Source organism: Ancylobacter sp. (assembly GCF_965279025.1).
GTDB lineage: Bacteria > Pseudomonadota > Alphaproteobacteria > Rhizobiales > Xanthobacteraceae > Ancylobacter.
The window spans coordinates 4,083,164-4,097,288 of record NZ_OZ257132.1; the positions used below are offsets into that span (position 1 = coordinate 4,083,164).

The 14,125-nt window shown below is 65.8% G+C and carries 16 protein-coding genes and 1 riboswitch; of the genes, 11 read left to right on the forward strand and 5 right to left on the reverse strand.

The features are described 5' to 3' along the window. Positions 1-56 precede the first annotated feature (56 nt). Together ACQY76_RS19035 and ACQY76_RS19040 are read right to left on the reverse strand one after the other, a co-directional pair. Complete coding sequence (locus ACQY76_RS19035) at positions 57-2,921, reverse strand: ribonucleoside-diphosphate reductase subunit alpha (RefSeq protein ID WP_428030261.1); 2,865 nt, start codon at positions 2,919-2,921, stop codon at positions 57-59. Between the two features lie 115 nt (positions 2,922-3,036). Then, a riboswitch (cobalamin riboswitch) is annotated at positions 3,037-3,253 on the reverse strand. Between the two features lie 95 nt (positions 3,254-3,348). Then, the gene (locus ACQY76_RS19040) at positions 3,349-3,717 is read right to left on the reverse strand and encodes a response regulator (RefSeq protein WP_428030262.1); all 369 of its coding nucleotides are present in this window, start codon (positions 3,715-3,717) and stop codon (positions 3,349-3,351) included. 142 nt (positions 3,718-3,859) lie between these two features. On the opposite strand from ACQY76_RS19040, the gene ACQY76_RS19045 reads away from it, so the two are divergent. From ACQY76_RS19045 to ACQY76_RS19075, 7 genes are all read left to right on the forward strand, one after another. Beyond that, positions 3,860-4,081, forward strand: a complete 222-nt coding sequence (locus tag ACQY76_RS19045; RefSeq protein WP_428030263.1) for a hypothetical protein — start codon at positions 3,860-3,862, stop codon at positions 4,079-4,081. 128 nt (positions 4,082-4,209) lie between these two features. Continuing rightward, positions 4,210-4,482 (forward strand): 30S ribosomal protein S21, encoded by a 273-nt coding sequence (rpsU, locus tag ACQY76_RS19050; RefSeq protein WP_428033058.1) that lies wholly within the window; start codon positions 4,210-4,212, stop codon positions 4,480-4,482. A 183-nt stretch (positions 4,483-4,665) separates the two neighbouring features. Beyond that, a complete protein-coding gene (locus tag ACQY76_RS19055; RefSeq protein ID WP_213372541.1) occupies positions 4,666-4,875 on the forward strand; it encodes a cold-shock protein in 210 nt (69 codons plus the stop codon). Between the two features lie 110 nt (positions 4,876-4,985). After that, positions 4,986-5,222: a hypothetical protein gene (locus tag ACQY76_RS19060; RefSeq protein WP_428030264.1), complete on the forward strand. Its 237-nt coding sequence runs from the start codon at positions 4,986-4,988 to the stop codon at positions 5,220-5,222. 572 nt (positions 5,223-5,794) lie between these two features. Next, positions 5,795-6,076, forward strand: a complete 282-nt coding sequence (locus tag ACQY76_RS19065) for a PqqD family protein (protein WP_428030265.1) — start codon at positions 5,795-5,797, stop codon at positions 6,074-6,076. A 15-nt stretch (positions 6,077-6,091) separates the two neighbouring features. Next, entirely contained in the window at positions 6,092-6,994 is a 903-nt protein-coding gene (locus ACQY76_RS19070; RefSeq protein ID WP_428030266.1) for a hypothetical protein, read from the forward strand. Continuing rightward, on the forward strand, positions 6,991-7,827 hold the full coding sequence (locus ACQY76_RS19075) for a sulfotransferase domain-containing protein (protein ID WP_428030267.1): 837 nt from the start codon (positions 6,991-6,993) through the stop codon (positions 7,825-7,827). The genes ACQY76_RS19070 and ACQY76_RS19075 overlap by 4 nt, the downstream gene beginning before the upstream one ends. Positions 7,828-7,866: 39 nt before the next feature. Here ACQY76_RS19075 and ACQY76_RS19080 read toward each other — a convergent pair whose 3' ends face one another. Then, positions 7,867-9,756 carry an asparagine synthetase B family protein gene (locus ACQY76_RS19080; protein WP_428030268.1) on the reverse strand — a complete coding sequence of 630 codons (1,890 nt, stop codon included), beginning with the start codon at positions 9,754-9,756 and terminating at the stop codon, positions 7,867-7,869. 416 nt (positions 9,757-10,172) lie between these two features. Here ACQY76_RS19080 and ACQY76_RS19085 point away from each other — a divergent pair, with 416 nt between their 5' ends. From ACQY76_RS19085 to ACQY76_RS19100, 4 genes are all read left to right on the forward strand, one after another. Beyond that, entirely contained in the window at positions 10,173-10,730 is a 558-nt protein-coding gene (locus ACQY76_RS19085; RefSeq protein WP_428030269.1) for a phage tail protein, read from the forward strand. Positions 10,731-10,829: 99 nt separating this feature from the next. Next, positions 10,830-11,396: a phage tail protein gene (locus tag ACQY76_RS19090; protein WP_428030270.1), complete on the forward strand. Its 567-nt coding sequence runs from the start codon at positions 10,830-10,832 to the stop codon at positions 11,394-11,396. A 12-nt stretch (positions 11,397-11,408) separates the two neighbouring features. Next, on the forward strand, positions 11,409-11,960 hold the full coding sequence (locus tag ACQY76_RS19095; RefSeq protein ID WP_428030271.1) for a phage tail protein: 552 nt from the start codon (positions 11,409-11,411) through the stop codon (positions 11,958-11,960). Positions 11,961-11,968: 8 nt separating this feature from the next. Continuing rightward, a complete protein-coding gene (locus ACQY76_RS19100; protein WP_428033059.1) occupies positions 11,969-12,556 on the forward strand; it encodes a GNAT family N-acetyltransferase in 588 nt (195 codons plus the stop codon). On the opposite strand, the gene ACQY76_RS19105 is transcribed toward ACQY76_RS19100, so the two are convergent. Both ACQY76_RS19105 and lipA read right to left on the reverse strand, forming a co-directional pair. Beyond that, a complete protein-coding gene (locus ACQY76_RS19105; protein ID WP_428030272.1) occupies positions 12,553-13,023 on the reverse strand; it encodes a type II toxin-antitoxin system RatA family toxin in 471 nt (156 codons plus the stop codon). The two genes, ACQY76_RS19100 and ACQY76_RS19105, sit on opposite strands and share 4 nt — an antisense overlap. 3 nt (positions 13,024-13,026) lie before the next feature. After that, positions 13,027-14,007 (reverse strand): lipoyl synthase, encoded by a 981-nt coding sequence (gene lipA / locus ACQY76_RS19110; protein ID WP_428030273.1) that lies wholly within the window; start codon positions 14,005-14,007, stop codon positions 13,027-13,029. Between the last annotated feature and the right edge of the window lie 118 nt (positions 14,008-14,125).

The window sequence follows — 14,125 nt, forward strand, 5'->3', positions numbered from 1 at the left end:
AAGGCGTGGATGCCCGGCCCAAGGCCGGGCATGACGGTGTGGTTAAAGGAAAAGGCCTATTGGCAGGCTTCGCAATCGGGATCGTCGATCGCGCAGGCCGGGCCGAACGCGTTCGCCGGCACGCGGATGGGCGCGGCCGTCATTACTGCCCCGACGGCGTTGAGCCTGCCATCGGTACCTTTCAACGTCGATTTTTCGACATGCGTCGCCGCGCGCGAGCGCAGGTAATACGTCGTCTTCAAGCCCCGCTTCCACGCCAGCCGGTACGTCTCGTCGAGCTTTCGGCCGGACGGGTTGGCGACATAGAGGTTCAGCGACTGCGCCTGGTCGATCCATTTCTGCCGGTGCGCCGCTGCCTCGATGAGCCAGGAGGGCTCGATTTCGAAGGCGGTAGCGTAGAGCGCCTTGAGGTCCTCCGGGACACGGTCGATCGGGCCGACGCTGCCGTCGTGATATTTGAGGTCAGACACCATCACCGCGTCCCACAGGCCCCGCGCCTTCAGGTCAAGCACCAAGGCGGCGTTCGCCACGGTGAAATCGCCGGACATGTTCGATTTGACGAAGAGGTTCTGGTAGGCCGGCTCGATCGACTGCGACACGCCGCAAATGTTGGAGATCGTCGCGGTCGGGGCAATCGCCATGGTGTTGGAGTTGCGCATCCCCGTGCTCTTCACCCGCTCGCGCAGCCCGTCCCAGTCCAGCGTCGCGGAGCGGTCGAACGTCGCCCCGCCGCGTGCCTCGCTCAGTAGGGCGAGACTGTCGATCGGCAGGACGCCCTTGGACCACAGCGAGCCCTCGAAGGAGGGGTAGCGCCCGCGCTCGCTGGCGAGGTCGCAGGAGGCCTCGATGGCGAGAAAGCTCACCGCCTCCATGCTCTCATCGGCGAAGCGGACGGCGGCGTCCGAGGCATAGGGAATCCGCAGCGCCTGCAGCGCGTCCTGGAAGCCCATGATGCCGAGCCCCACCGGCCGATGGCGCAGATTGGAGCGCCGCGCCTCGGGGATGGTGTAGAAATTGATGTCGATGACGTTGTCGAGCATGCGCATCGCGGTCTTCACCGTGCGCGCCAGCCGCTCATGGTCGAGCCCTTCGGCCGTCACGTGGGCCAGCAGGTTCACCGAGCCAAGATTGCACACCGCCACCTCGTCGGCGCTCGTGTTCAGCGTGATCTCGGTGCACAGGTTCGAGGAGTGCACCACGCCGACATGGCCCTGCGGCGAGCGGATATTGCAGGGGTCCTTGAAGGTGATCCAGGGATGGCCGGTCTCGAACAGCAGGGTCAGCATGCGCCGCCACAGATCGAGCGCGCGCACGTGCCGCGCGACCTTCATCTCGCCGCGCGCCGCCTTCGCCTCGAAGGCCTCATAGGCAGTCTTGAAGGCTGATCCGGTAAGGTCGTGCAGTTCCGGCGTCTCATCGGGCGAGAACAGCGTCCAGGGCCCATCCGCCTCCACCCGCTCCATGAACAGGTCCGGCACCCAGTTGGCGGTGTTCATGTCGTGGGTGCGGCGGCGGTCGTCGCCGGTGTTCTTGCGCAAGTCGAGGAATTCCTCGATGTCGATGTGCCAGGTTTCCAGATACGCGCAGACCGCACCCTTGCGCTTTCCGCCCTGGTTCACCGCGATGGCGGTGTCGTTCGCCACCTTCAGGAATGGCACGACGCCCTGGCTTTCGCCATTGGTGCCCTTGATGTGGGCGCCCAGGCCACGCACCTGCGTCCAGTCATTGCCCAGCCCGCCGGAATATTTCGCCAGCAGGGCGTTGTCCTTGATCGACTTGAAGATGCCGTCGAGATCGTCCGCCACCGTTGTGAGGAAGCAGGAGGAGAGCTGCGGGCGCAGCGTGCCGGTGTTGAACAGGCTCGGCGTCGAGGCCATGAAATCGAACGACGACAGCAGCCGGTAGAAGTCGATGGCCCGCGCCTCGCGATCCACTTCGCGCAGGGCGAGCCCCATGGCGACACGCATGAAGAACGCCTGCGGCAGCTCGAAACGTATGCCCCGCGAATGCAGGAAATAGCGGTCATACAGCGTCTGCAGACCGAGATAGTCGAATTGCAGATCGCGCTCGGGCAGCAGCGCGCTGGTCATCGTGTCGAGGTCGAAGCGCCCGAGCTCCGGGTCGATCAGTTCCTCCGCGATGCCGCGCGCGAGATAGGCGCGGAAGTAATCGCGGTAGCGCGCGGCCATTTCAGCCTGCGTGGCCTGATCGGGCCGGCCGTCGAGAAAGCTCAGCGCCTCGCGCCGCAGCTTGTCGAGCAGCAGCCGGGCCGACACGCGCGCATAGTTCGGCTCGGTCTCGATCAGCGTGCGGGCGGCGAGAATAGGCGCGAGCGCCAGTTCGTCCACGCTGATGCCGTCATAGAGATTGCGGTGGGTCTCGGCGAGGACCGCTTCCGCCGAGACGTCGGCGAGGCCGGCGGCCGCCTCCTCGATCAGGGTCGCGAGGCGGGCCTCGTCGAAAGTCAGTCTCTCGCCCCCCGACGTCACCATGTGGAGCGCGGACGTCGCCTTTGAGGTCACCCGCGCGGCCGCGCGTTCCCGGGCCCGCTCCTCGCGGTAGAGCACATAGGCGCGGGCGACCTTGTGGTGCTCGCTGCGCATCAGCGCGAGTTCCACCTGGTCCTGGACGTCCTCGATATGAAAGGTGCGCCCGGTATCCGCGCGGCGGGTGAGCCCGGCAACGATCTGCGCCGTCAGGCCGGCAACGCTGTCATGCACGCGCCGTGACGCCGCCGCAGTCGATCCCTCGACCGCCAGGAACGCCTTGGTCAGCGCGACAGTGATCTTCGACGCATCGAACGGCGTCACCGCGCCGTTGCGGCGGATGAGCTGGTAGCCGGGCGTCGCTACCGGCTGCGGCGCGGATGGCGGGAGCGGCGCAAACTGGCCGGCGCGTTCGGCTTCGAGAGGGACAGACATCGGCAGCAAACCCCGTTGCAAATCGGGAGGGGTTTACGCGGACGGCATAGCTCGCCCGGTCCCTGGCACGGACCCGCGCAGCCACAGCGTTCCATCGGGCACCCCGCCCATGGACGAATCGATCGAGGTCACGGCAGGTCTCCTGGCTCGCGGTTCTGCGCCCATGCCCGCCTTCCCAGGGCTTGCGCCCCAGTGGCCCCCTTCGCCTCCCGGCGTCAGGACTGGACATGAACTCGCCGCTTACAGTTGCGGGGGCAGCGCCGGTGTCGCACCGGCTTCCCTCTTAGCCTTCAAGCCATGCGACTCGAAGGACCGTGACGCCTACATATAGGCCGCCACCCAATCCGCGCGTCAATATCTAGATAGGACGCGGAACCGAGCTTTCCCGCTTCACGCGCTTGGGGGTCTTGCACGGCGGCCGAGATCGTCAGCCCCGCGCGCGCGCGATCAAGGTATTCATCGACCTGACGATGTCGGCGGGAATGTACGGCTTGGCGAAGAACATGCTGCCGGTCGGCAGGTCGGTGTCGCCGACGGACCGATTCCCGGATGTGACGATGATCTGCACCGGCGGCCATCTGTTTCGCACCGCCGCGGAGAGCTTCAGGCCATCCATGCTGCCGGGCATGTCGATATCGGTAAAGAGCAGACGGATATTCGGGTTGGCCTCCAAAATCGCCAGTGCCTGGTCGGCCCCCGCCGCCTCGTGCACCTCGAAGCCGGCCTCGCTGAGATAATCGGCTATGTCGAAGCGAACCAGCGCTTCGTCCTCCACCACCAGCACCGCGATTGGCATGCTCTGAAACCCCGTTGCAGCGTTGCTGTCCGCTGGCTAATGACAGGGAACGCCGAGCCGCGCCGAACGATCCATCCTTTTGTAAAAGTGGTATCTTTTCGTGGCGGATTGCCCGCGCACGACCATCTGCTAAGGTTGCGGCATGGACGTCATCGAGGATCGCGCCAGGACTATCTGCGAGATGGGGCTTCGGGCGAGCGGCCTGTGCGACGGCGAGGAATTGAGCAGCGCCGTCGACCGTTACTGGCCGATATTTGCTGCCGAGATCGACGCCGGGGTCATAAATCTGTCGAGCCGCCACTCCTTCGCCGACCTGGAAGCCGCGCTCGCCGCTTGTTGTCGGTGGGGTGATCAGGCTATGTAGTGGCCGACCGAGTTGCGCCCTTCGGGGCGTGCTCTCAATCTTCGGCTTCTGCGCCTTGTGAGAGGCAGCACCGTCGGTTCCGACAAGCCGCCAAACCAGCAGCTGTGCTGCATGTGATCGGACACGAATTGCAGGTTCTCGTTCGCGACAACAATGTCGAGCAAGCCTTGAGGGTTTTGAAGAAGAAGATGCAGCGCGAAGGCATCTTCCGGGAAATGAAGGCGCGCCGGGCCTACGAGAAGCCCTCCGAGCGCCGCACGCGGGAAGACGCCGAAGCGGTTCGCCGCGCGAAGAAGGCCGCCCGCAAGCAGGCCATACGCGAAGGCCTCATCGCCGCGCCGAAAAAGAAGCCCATGGTGCCCCGCGGCCAGCCGCGCCCGGCCTCCCAGGCCGCCGAGTAAAAACGATCTTGCAGGGGTTGTAAAAGTAACCAACCTTCTGTACGATGAGACATCGATCTTGGACGTTGAACTTTGTTTTGCGCAACCTTGCGCCGTAGCGAACTTCCTCTCAAATCGATGTCAACCTGATGCTCGCACACGTGCGTGCACTCAAATCTCTATGTCGACTGAAAGGATTTAGTCATGGCTACGGGTACTGTGAAGTGGTTTAACGGCCAGAAGGGCTTTGGTTTCATTCAGCCGGACAACGGCGGCCCGGATGTGTTCGTGCACATCTCTGCTGTCGAGCGCGCCGGCATGATGGGCCTGAACGAAGGCCAGAAGGTGTCCTACGAGCTCGAGACCGACCGTCGTAGCGGCAAGAGCTCGGCCGGCAGCCTCAAGGCCGCGTGAAGAAATTGCTTCCTGTCTCTGACCACGGATGTACTGGCAGAGACCGTTGAGGCAGCAGTGGAAGGCCGGGGCAACCCGGCCTTTTTTGCGTTTACGAAGGGAGCCGCAGCATGCCCAAACGTGCGCAGGAGACACTTTTCAAGCCGAAGCTCTCCCAGTCCGAGAGCAAGGCCGATTCCGTATCGCGCATTGCCATGTCGATGATCGAGCAGGAATCGACGCTGCGGGAAGCCAAGATCGCGCGGCTGAAACAGGCGCGACTGGCGCAGGAGGCAGCTGAACGCGCCATTGCGAAGGCCGCCGTGAAACCCGCTGCCAAGCCGGCGCGCCGCACCGCGAAAGCCTGACGCCGGCACGCGCCGGCCCCCCGGGGCTGCCGCCCTGCCCGTCCTCGGCGAGCACGACGCCCGAATCGTTCCGCATCCACACACGCATTGTGCCGCGCGACTCATCATCCGCGCCCATGACCGCCCGCGCACGAGACGAACGAGCAGGCCGATGCTTTGGCAATGGCTGCCCGCGCCGCCGGATCGATAAGGGCCGGCGGACGCGCTGTCCGCTGCGATGGGTGGTCAAGGCGCCTGCATCGCTCCTCGATGCTTGCGAAACACCGGCCACGTCAGTGCCTCTGCCAGTTCGGCCGTCAGCCGAGCCGGGCACAACGCTCCTTCGACTTCAAAGACAGGCTGAAACGAACGGCGCCCGGCCGTGCGCATAACCTAAGGGCAGCGCCGCCGCCTCGTGCAGCACGGCCGCCATCGCGAAGCTCCCCCCATATGCGGCGCAACGTCATCGATCGTCACGGCGGCAAGCTCGTGCCGCTCTTCCTGCGGTCGTCAAACCCTCGGCGCCGCGGTCTGGACGGTACAATCTCTTCAAGATACGTGTAGAGCGTTTGGTAACAACCTGAACTTGATCCATGCCCATCTCTCGCACGTCGGAAGTGGTTCGGCGGGCCCATCCGCTTGAGGCGGAGGTGGGCGACACCCAGGTGTTGCTGGATATCCAGCAGGGTCTTTATTTCGGCCTGAACGCAGTGGCGGCGGGCATCTGGCGACGGCTGGAGCGGCCTCAGCGGGTCGACCATCTGTGCCACGCGCTCTCCGCGGAATACGATGCCGACGAGACCCGCATAGAGAGTGACGTGCTCGCCTTCCTGGCGCAGCTGGAAACCCGGAACCTGATCGACATACACGGCTGAACCCGGCTGGGCCCAATGACCGATGGCTATCTGTGCGGCTGGCGTCTCAGCTCGGAACTGCCTCTGCCCGAGCTGATGGCCTGGACGGGCGACGACCGCCCCGCCGATCTCACCATACGAATTGGCGATGTTCCCGAGCAACTCCCCGGCGGGCAGGAGGCGAGTGCCTTGCTGCAGGTCGACGGCATGGGCAGCGTCCTGCTGGCGGTGCCGCATGTCGGACGATACCTCGTACACCCCGGCGGCGAGATCGTGATTTCGCCCAGCCCACAGGCGAGCCCCGCGGAAATCCGGCTGTTCCTGCTGGGAACGGTGCTCGGCGTCGTCTGCCACCAGCGCGGCGTTCTTCCCCTCCACGGCTCATGCGTCGCCATGCACGGTGGCGCGGTCGCCCTCTGCGGCCGCTCCGGCATGGGGAAGTCGACTTTGGCGCTGCATTTTGGGCGCCGCGGATTCGCGGTGCTCGCCGACGATGTCTGCGTGGTGGAAAGCGCGGAGGCGCCGCTGGTCCGTCCGTCCTTTCCCCGCCTGAAGCTGTGGCGCGACACCATGGAGGCGGCAGCGCTCTCGCCGGAAGGCCTTGAGCGCAACAGGCGCGGGCAGGAGAAATACCATTATCTCGCGCACCAGGCGGGCTCTCGCGAGCCGATGCCGCTGCGCGCCGTCGTCCTCTTGCGCGCACCCGTAGCGGGCGACGACGAGGGCATCCGCAGGCTGTCGAAGCCTCTGGACATCATAACCGCGCTGGAGAGCGACACCTTCCGGCCCCGGGTGGCCCGGCAACTGGGGCGGGATGCCCTCCTGTTCCGCACGCGCGTGCAGATCGCCAACCGCGTTCCCGTCCACGTGCTGACGCGAGAGCTGAACGGGCCGCCGGATCGCTGGCTCGACGCCATCGAGGCGGCGGTGCGGGGATGACCGGCCTCACCCTCATCGCCTCCTATCCGAAGTCCGGCAACACCTGGATGCGCGCCTTCATCGCCAGCCATCTGCATGGTGGGCGGGCGATCAATATCAATGCCGACCTGTCGCTCATCCCGAATCTCACCTCACGGCCGTTGCAGGACTTTCATGCCGGGCTGGAGCACGCGGACCTGACGCCGGAAGAGGTAGCGCTGATTCGCCCTTGGACCAGCCGGCGCATCGCGGAGACGCACCCCGGCATCTACAAGACGCATGATTCGCACCTCGTTCCGCCTGGCGCGCGCGAGCCGGCGATCCCCCCAGACGCCATCGACCGTGCCGTCTACCTCATTCGCGACCCGCGCGACGTGGCGGTGTCGCTCGCCCATCACCTCGGGCGATCCCTCAGCGAGGGCGTGGACATGGTGTCGGACGCGCAGTTCCGGATGGGCCGTTCGCGCAGCCACCTCAACGTGAACGTCGAACACTGGCTCTCGTCCTGGAGCGCCCATGTGGAAAGCTGGCTGAATGCCGCCGATGTGCGGCTGCTGCGGCTGCGCTATGAAGACATGCTGGCGGAGCCGCTGGAGAGCTTTACGCGGCTCTGCCGCTTCCTCGAGCTGGACGACGCACCGGATGCTGTCGGCCGCAGCCTCGACGCCGGCAGCTTCGGCGCGCTGGCCGCGCAGGAGGGCCGCGCCGGCTTTCGCGAACGCTATCGCAGCTCTACCGCGCCCTTCTTTCGCGCCGGCCGTGCGGGCGGGTGGCGGGAAACCCTGCCCCCCGAACTGGCGGAGCGCGTCGCCGCAGCGCATTCCCGCGTCATGACCCATATGGGTTACGCCTGAAGGCAGGCTGTCGCGGTCTCGCCGGTCGAGCGCCGGGGGCTACCCGTTGCCGCGCTCGATGCGGCGGATGAACCGGCCGGCGGTCAGCGCCCGGCTGAACGCCAGGACATAGTCGTATTTCGACTGCGGACTGCTGTCGGTGACCCCGGGCCAGGTATCGAGCAGCGCCTCCATGCGGTTCAGGTCGAGGCATTCGCTGGCAAAGGGGCTGTTGCGCAGCCGCGCCACTTCCTGCCGCAATCCGGGGAGGGCCGCGTCGAAATTAACCCGCCAGTCCGCCGATTGCAGGCCCTTGCGCCGCTCGTCCAGCACAACATCCGGCAGGATGCCGCGCATCGCCCGCCGGATCAGCGAGCGCGGCACACCGCCGCGCGCGAATTGTTCGTCGGGAATGGACAGACACAGTTCGACCAGCCGCCGGTCGCCGGTGGGATCGCGGACATCGAGGCCGAACAGGCGCCGCGTCGCCATGGCCGCATGGCCGCGATGATCGCCGCGATCCAGCCCCGCAAGGCGCAGGGCGCGACTGTCGCCATACCCCAGGTTGCGCAGGTTGCACGCCATCGCGATGGCGCGCTCCTCGACACCTGACCCACGAAGAAACTCCGGACGGATGGCGGAATGGTCGAACAGCCCGGGCTCGCTCTTGCCCATGGCTGCCCGCAGACGCCGCCGCACGCCGAGGGGGAGAAGGCTGTCGGCCACCTGCCCGGCAATGCCCGGCCAGGAGCGCCCGCCGCCGCGACGCAGGTCCCGCATCGCGCGCAGGCTGCCCGGAACATCCCGGTTGCGCAGCCGCTCCGCCAGCAACTCCTGCCCACCGTAACTGATGGTCAAATTGCCGACGGCCCCCTGCATCATCACGTCCAGGCCGCGCCGGCGCGCGTCCCGGTTTATCGCCGTGGCCCATACGGTGTTGCTGGCATTCAGCACCGGCCAGTCACTGCCCAGCTCCCGCACATCGAGGGCGTCGAGAAGCGGCTCGGCATCGTTGTGAATGCGCACATGCTCGATATTCGGGTACAGCGCCGCCACCTCGGCGGCGTGGGGCCACTCATCGGTGAAACGGTTGTGGCTGGCAGGCTGGGGATGGCGCGGCGCCGCCGTGAAGGCGGTGAGGCCCCGCCCCTGCCCCGCCAGTTCACGCGCCGCGAAGGCGGTGACGCTCGAACTGTCCAGCCCACCCGAGAGATGGCTGCCAATGCGCTCGCCGGGGCGCATGCGGGCGCGTACCGCCTCGCCAAAAGCCTCGCGCAGCGCTTCCTCATAGTCCTCGTCGCGCGGCAGATGCAGCGCGGGCACATCCTCGGGCCGCCACCAGCGCTCCAGCGCGACGTCGCCGGGCGTCCAGCACACGGATTGGCCGGGCGGAACCCGGTTGACGTTGCGGAAGAAGGTGCGCAGCGGCTCGCGCGGCAGCATGCACAGCCACGCCGCCATCTGGTCCCGGTCGAGTTCGCGCGGCACCTCCGGGCAGGCGAAGAGGCCGCGCTGCTCGGTGGCGAACAGCAGGTGGCCACCATCGGACCAGAAGAACAGGGTGCGCAGTGCTCCGGGATCGGTGGTCAGCCAAACCCGCCGCTCGCCCGCCTCCCACACGGCGAGTGCATAATCGCCGATCAGCCGGTCGAAGGAGCGGGGCCCCCAGGCGGCAAAGGCGGCAAGCGCAAGGGAGGCGTCTTCCGCCTCGTGCAGATCCGGCGCGTGCCGATCCTGTTGGCGCAAGGCACGGAAAATGTCATCGCGATTATCCAGCCGCCCGTCGAAGAGCAGGCAGGTACGCCCGTCCCGTGCGCACTGCGATCCGTCGCATACCCCGCCGGAAAACGCGCCGTCGTGGAGGACCCTACGCGCGGTGCGAGGGCGAACCGACAGGGCAGCCACCGCGCCCGCCGTCAGGGGCCGCCCGCAACTTCCGATAAACCCCATCGCTGACGGCGCTTGTCGTTCAGGACGTGCCGTCCCCGTCCGACTCGCCGCTCGATCCGGCTTGCGCCGAATGGGCGGGAACGACCGAGATGACGGGTGTTTCCCAAACCTTGCGGGTCGGCGTCAGGCTCACTCCGGCGTTGATCTGCGATGATACGTTGGGCTGAGTCTCGTCCGCGTCCACGTTTGGCCCCCTCGCTGTTGCACCAGCCATGGCGCTCCACCTCCATAGATTGTACGCGACGCCAAAGCGAAGGCAAGCGTTCGGCACCACAACCGGACATTTCGTCAACGGATACAACTTTTGCTTGCATAACGCGTGTAATGTGGTTTTCTGATTGTTCTGATGGGAAGCAACAACCATTACGCGTACCCCGTCAGCTCTGTCGGATCGGCTCTGTTCGGGGAGGACCACCATGAGTGACGGGTTTCTGGGTGAACTGCGCCTGTTCGCCTTTGGCGCCATTCCCGGGGGCTGGCGGCTCGCCGATGGCGCGATCCTCCCCATCCGTCCGTTCTCTGCGCTCTTCAGTCTGCTGGGGACGAGATTTGGCGGGGATGGAATCACAAATTTTGCCCTGCCGGATCTGCGCGGCCGCGTCCCGCTCTGCTGGGGCGACGACAGGCAAGGGCGGCTATACGAGGTGGGAGACATGGGGGGCGCTGAGGCGGTTGCTCTCACCGCGCAGGAACTACCGGCCCATACGCACAGCTTCCATGCCTGCACCAAAGTGGGGGCGACCGGAAACGCCAGCAACGGGCACGTCGCCGCTGCCAACACCGACGACCTCGCGGCGCACAATCCCCGCTACTTGTTCAAGCCTGCCTCTTCAGCCGGCGCGCTCATATCTCTCAATAGCCGCACCATCGGCGAGAGCGGGGCGACGCCTGTTGCCGCACATAACAACATGCAGCCCTTCGCCGTGATTAATTTCTGCATATGCATGACGGGCTTATTTCCGCCCAGACCGTAATTTTCATTACTACTGAAAATATCGAATTTATTTATCGCCACATAAAAGTCTGCGCATTAATATTCAAGATCTTACTATAACTACACAAGGGAGGAACGCGTGACTGACGCATATGTCGGGGAAATCCGCATGTTCGGCGGGGGCTTTGCTCCGGTCGGTTGGCTACCTTGCGACGGCAGATTAATTCCGTTGAGCGATAACTACGCTCTCTTTGCCGTCCTCGGCAGGACATGGGGTGGCGATGGCGTGAACAATTTCGCGCTGCCCGACCTGCGGGGGCGGCTTCCCGTGGGAGGCGGGCAAGGCACCGGCCTGACGCGGCGCGTGCTTGGAGCGTCTGGCGGTGAAGAGGCCGCAACTGTCGAGACGCAGCATCTTCCGGCGCACAGCCATGCCCTCATGGCATCGACGTTGCCGGCGGCGAGCGCCGTGCCCGGGCCGGATCGCGTCTATGCCGCCGCGACGTCACCGAACCCCAGTGCCCCCAGGGGCTTGCCCTATGTTGCCAATGCCACCGGCTTCACCGAGCGGCAGCTGAACGAAGACACTCTCGGCACATCCTACGGCCTTCCCGGCGGGATGGGGGCCGCGCACGACAACCGCATGCCGGCCTTCTCCATCACATTCATCATCGCAACATCCGGGGAATTTCCCGTTCAAGACTGAAGGACGATCCCGATGGATCCGTTTATCGGCGAGATACGCCTGTTTCCCTTCAATTTCGCACCGAAAGAATGGGCCGACTGCGATGGCCGCCTGTTGAGCATCGGCCAGCACGACCTTCTTTTCAGTGTCATCGGCCATAGCTATGGCTCGTCCGGAAACCAGAGCTTTGCACTTCCCAACCTCACCGGCCGCGCACCCTTGTGCGCCGGGACCGGGCCCGGCCTGACGCCGGCGCAACTTGGCTCGACCACCGGCGCGGCCGCCGTACCGCTCGGCAAGGATCAGGTGCCGGCGCACCGCCATCGTGTCTCGACGTTCAACGGTTCGGACAAGACGCGCCTCACGGACGTGCCCACTTCTAACGCCTTTATCGGCCGCTTTCTGGTCGAGGGCGCCACGTCGGTCGTCGAGGGTTATGTGCCCGGCACCGATCCGACCGATACGACCTTGGCCATCTCCACGGTCGCGCTCACCGGCGGCGGCGCGGCGCATGAGAACAGGCAGCCCTATCTCGCCCTGCGATTCTGCATTGCCCTGCAGGGCATCTATCCCATGAAAGACTGAGTTTGCCCGTGTGCGCCCAATCTCAGCCTGATCCGCATCGATGGACCGCGCCCGATGCCCTCGCCGGCTTCGGTGTCGCGCTGCGGCCGGAGACTCCCGAGGATGTCCCCTTCCTCGCCGCTCTGTTCGAGAGCGTCCGATGGCCGGCGTTCGATGACAGCGGCTGGACGGATAGCTTCCGGCGCGCGTTCCTCGCGGAGCAGTTCCGCTTTCAGGTCGCCCATTACGCCCGCGCCTGTCCCGACGCGGTCTTTCTGATCGTCGAACGCCGCAGCGTGCCGATCGGCCGGCTCTATGTCCATGAAGCGGCGAGCGAACACCGCATCGTCGATATCAGCCTCCTGCCGGAGGTCCGCAATCAGGGCCTGGGTGGGGCGCTGCTCGACATGGTATGCGCGGCGGCAGACCGGCGCGGTTGCCTTTCCTCCCTCCATGTCGAGAAGTTCAATCGCGCCCGGAGCCTCTATCGGCGAAAGGGCTTCAAGCCGGCGGGCGAACGCGGCCCTTATTGGCTGATGATCCGGGAGCCCGAATCACGCGCGGCGCATGAAGCGCCGGCGCGGCCTTCGGCCGACGGGCAGATGTCGCAGCGCTAAAGCCCGGCCAGCTTCGGTTGCCGGTAGACCTCATCGGCCCGGGCCTCGAACGCCTCGGCGAAGCGCCGGAAGGCGGCATCGAACATCGCCCCCATCAGCAGGCCGAGCGTACGCGAGCGGAATTCGTAGGATATAAAGAACTCCACGTCGCAGGCACCGTCTTCCAGCGGCCGGAAGGTCCAGCGGTTCTCCAGCCGGCTGAAGGGGCCGTCGAGATACTCCACGACGATGGAAAGGCGCGGCCGGTCGAGCGTCACCCGGCTGGCAAAACTCTCGCGGAACATCTTGTAGGCCACGCTCATATCGGCGACGAGGATGTCGACGCCCTCCCCGCTCGCCACCCGCCGGCGCACATGCAGACTCTCGCAGAGCGGCACGAATTCCGGGTAGCGCTCCACATCTGCCACCAGATCGAACATCTCGGCCGCGGAGTGGCGCACGCGCCGCTTGTTGCTGAAGGACGGCATCGTTCAGGCGGGCACAAGCGCCGGCGCCCCGGCCCGGGCCACCCGCGCCGCGCGCAGCCGGGCGAAATCCTCGCCCGCATGGTGGGAGGAGCGCGTCAGCGGGCTCGACGAGACCATGAGAAAGCCCTTGGCATAGGCCACCGTCTCATAGGACTTGAAGTCCTCAGGGGTGATGAACGCCATCACCGGGTGATGCTTGCGGGTGGGCTGCAGGTACTGGCCAATGGTCATGAAGTCGATCTCGGCTGAGCGCAGATCGTCCATCAATTGCAGCACCTCGTGCCGCACCTCGCCCAGGCCGACCATGATGCCGGACTTGGTGAAGATCGTCGGGTCCAGCTCCTTCACCCGCTGCAGCAGGCGCAACGAATGGAAGTAGCGCGCGCCCGGCCGCACCTTGAGATAGAGCGAGGGCACGCATTCGAGATTATGGTTGAACACGTCCGGCCGCGCCGCCACCACCACCTCCAGCGCCCCGTCCTTGCGCAGGAAGTCGGGCGTAAGGATTTCGATCGTCGTCTTCGGGCTGGTGGCGCGAATGGCGCGAATGGTGCGGGCGAAATGCTCCGCCCCGCCATCGGTAAGGTCGTCGCGGTCGACCGAGGTGACGACGACATGCTCAAGCCCCAACTTGGCGACGGCGTCCGCCACCTTCTGCGGCTCGTCCATGTCCAGCGGGCCGGGCATGCCGGTGCGCACATTGCAGAAGGCGCAGGCCCGCGTGCAGGTGTCGCCCATGATCATGAAGGTGGCGTGCTTCTTCTGCCAGCACTCGCCGATATTGGGGCAGCTCGCCTCCTCGCACACGGTGACGAGACCGTTGGCGCGGACGATATTGGCCGTCTCCTGCCAGCCCGGCGTGCCGGGCGCGCGCACGCGGATCCAGTCCGGCTTCTTCAGCACGGGCGATTCCGCCCGCATCGCCTTTTCCGGGTGGCGGGGCTTTTCGAGAGCACGGTTGAGGGTATTCAGAACGACGACCATTGGCTTTCCGCTGGCTGCATCGACACGGTCGGCGCGAGCCGGTTGCCCTACAGTTAAGCCTCGCGACGCACTCGCGAAAGGGGGCGGCGCAGGCACCCGCCCCGTGTCGCACGCATGG

Bases quoted from the DNA above. Each gene is read 5' to 3' on its own strand.
- ACQY76_RS19045 (WP_428030263.1), top strand. From the start codon at position 3,860: ATGGACGTCATCGAGGATCGCGCCAGGACTATCTGCGAGATGGGGCTT.
- ACQY76_RS19105 (WP_428030272.1), bottom strand. From the start codon at position 13,023: ATGCCGTCCTTCAGCAACAAGCGGCGCGTGCGCCACTCCGCGGCCGAG.
- ACQY76_RS19085 (WP_428030269.1), top strand. From the start codon at position 10,173: ATGAGTGACGGGTTTCTGGGTGAACTGCGCCTGTTCGCCTTTGGCGCC.
- ACQY76_RS19055 (WP_213372541.1), top strand. From the start codon at position 4,666: ATGGCTACGGGTACTGTGAAGTGGTTTAACGGCCAGAAGGGCTTTGGT.
- lipA (WP_428030273.1), bottom strand. From the start codon at position 14,007: ATGGTCGTCGTTCTGAATACCCTCAACCGTGCTCTCGAAAAGCCCCGC.
- ACQY76_RS19040 (WP_428030262.1), bottom strand. From the start codon at position 3,717: ATGCCAATCGCGGTGCTGGTGGTGGAGGACGAAGCGCTGGTTCGCTTC.
- ACQY76_RS19065 (WP_428030265.1), top strand. From the start codon at position 5,795: ATGCCCATCTCTCGCACGTCGGAAGTGGTTCGGCGGGCCCATCCGCTT.
- ACQY76_RS19075 (WP_428030267.1), top strand. From the start codon at position 6,991: ATGACCGGCCTCACCCTCATCGCCTCCTATCCGAAGTCCGGCAACACC.
- ACQY76_RS19070 (WP_428030266.1), top strand. From the start codon at position 6,092: ATGACCGATGGCTATCTGTGCGGCTGGCGTCTCAGCTCGGAACTGCCT.
- ACQY76_RS19060 (WP_428030264.1), top strand. From the start codon at position 4,986: ATGCCCAAACGTGCGCAGGAGACACTTTTCAAGCCGAAGCTCTCCCAG.
- ACQY76_RS19035 (WP_428030261.1), bottom strand. From the start codon at position 2,921: ATGTCTGTCCCTCTCGAAGCCGAACGCGCCGGCCAGTTTGCGCCGCTC.
- ACQY76_RS19080 (WP_428030268.1), bottom strand. From the start codon at position 9,756: ATGGGGTTTATCGGAAGTTGCGGGCGGCCCCTGACGGCGGGCGCGGTG.
- ACQY76_RS19095 (WP_428030271.1), top strand. From the start codon at position 11,409: ATGGATCCGTTTATCGGCGAGATACGCCTGTTTCCCTTCAATTTCGCA.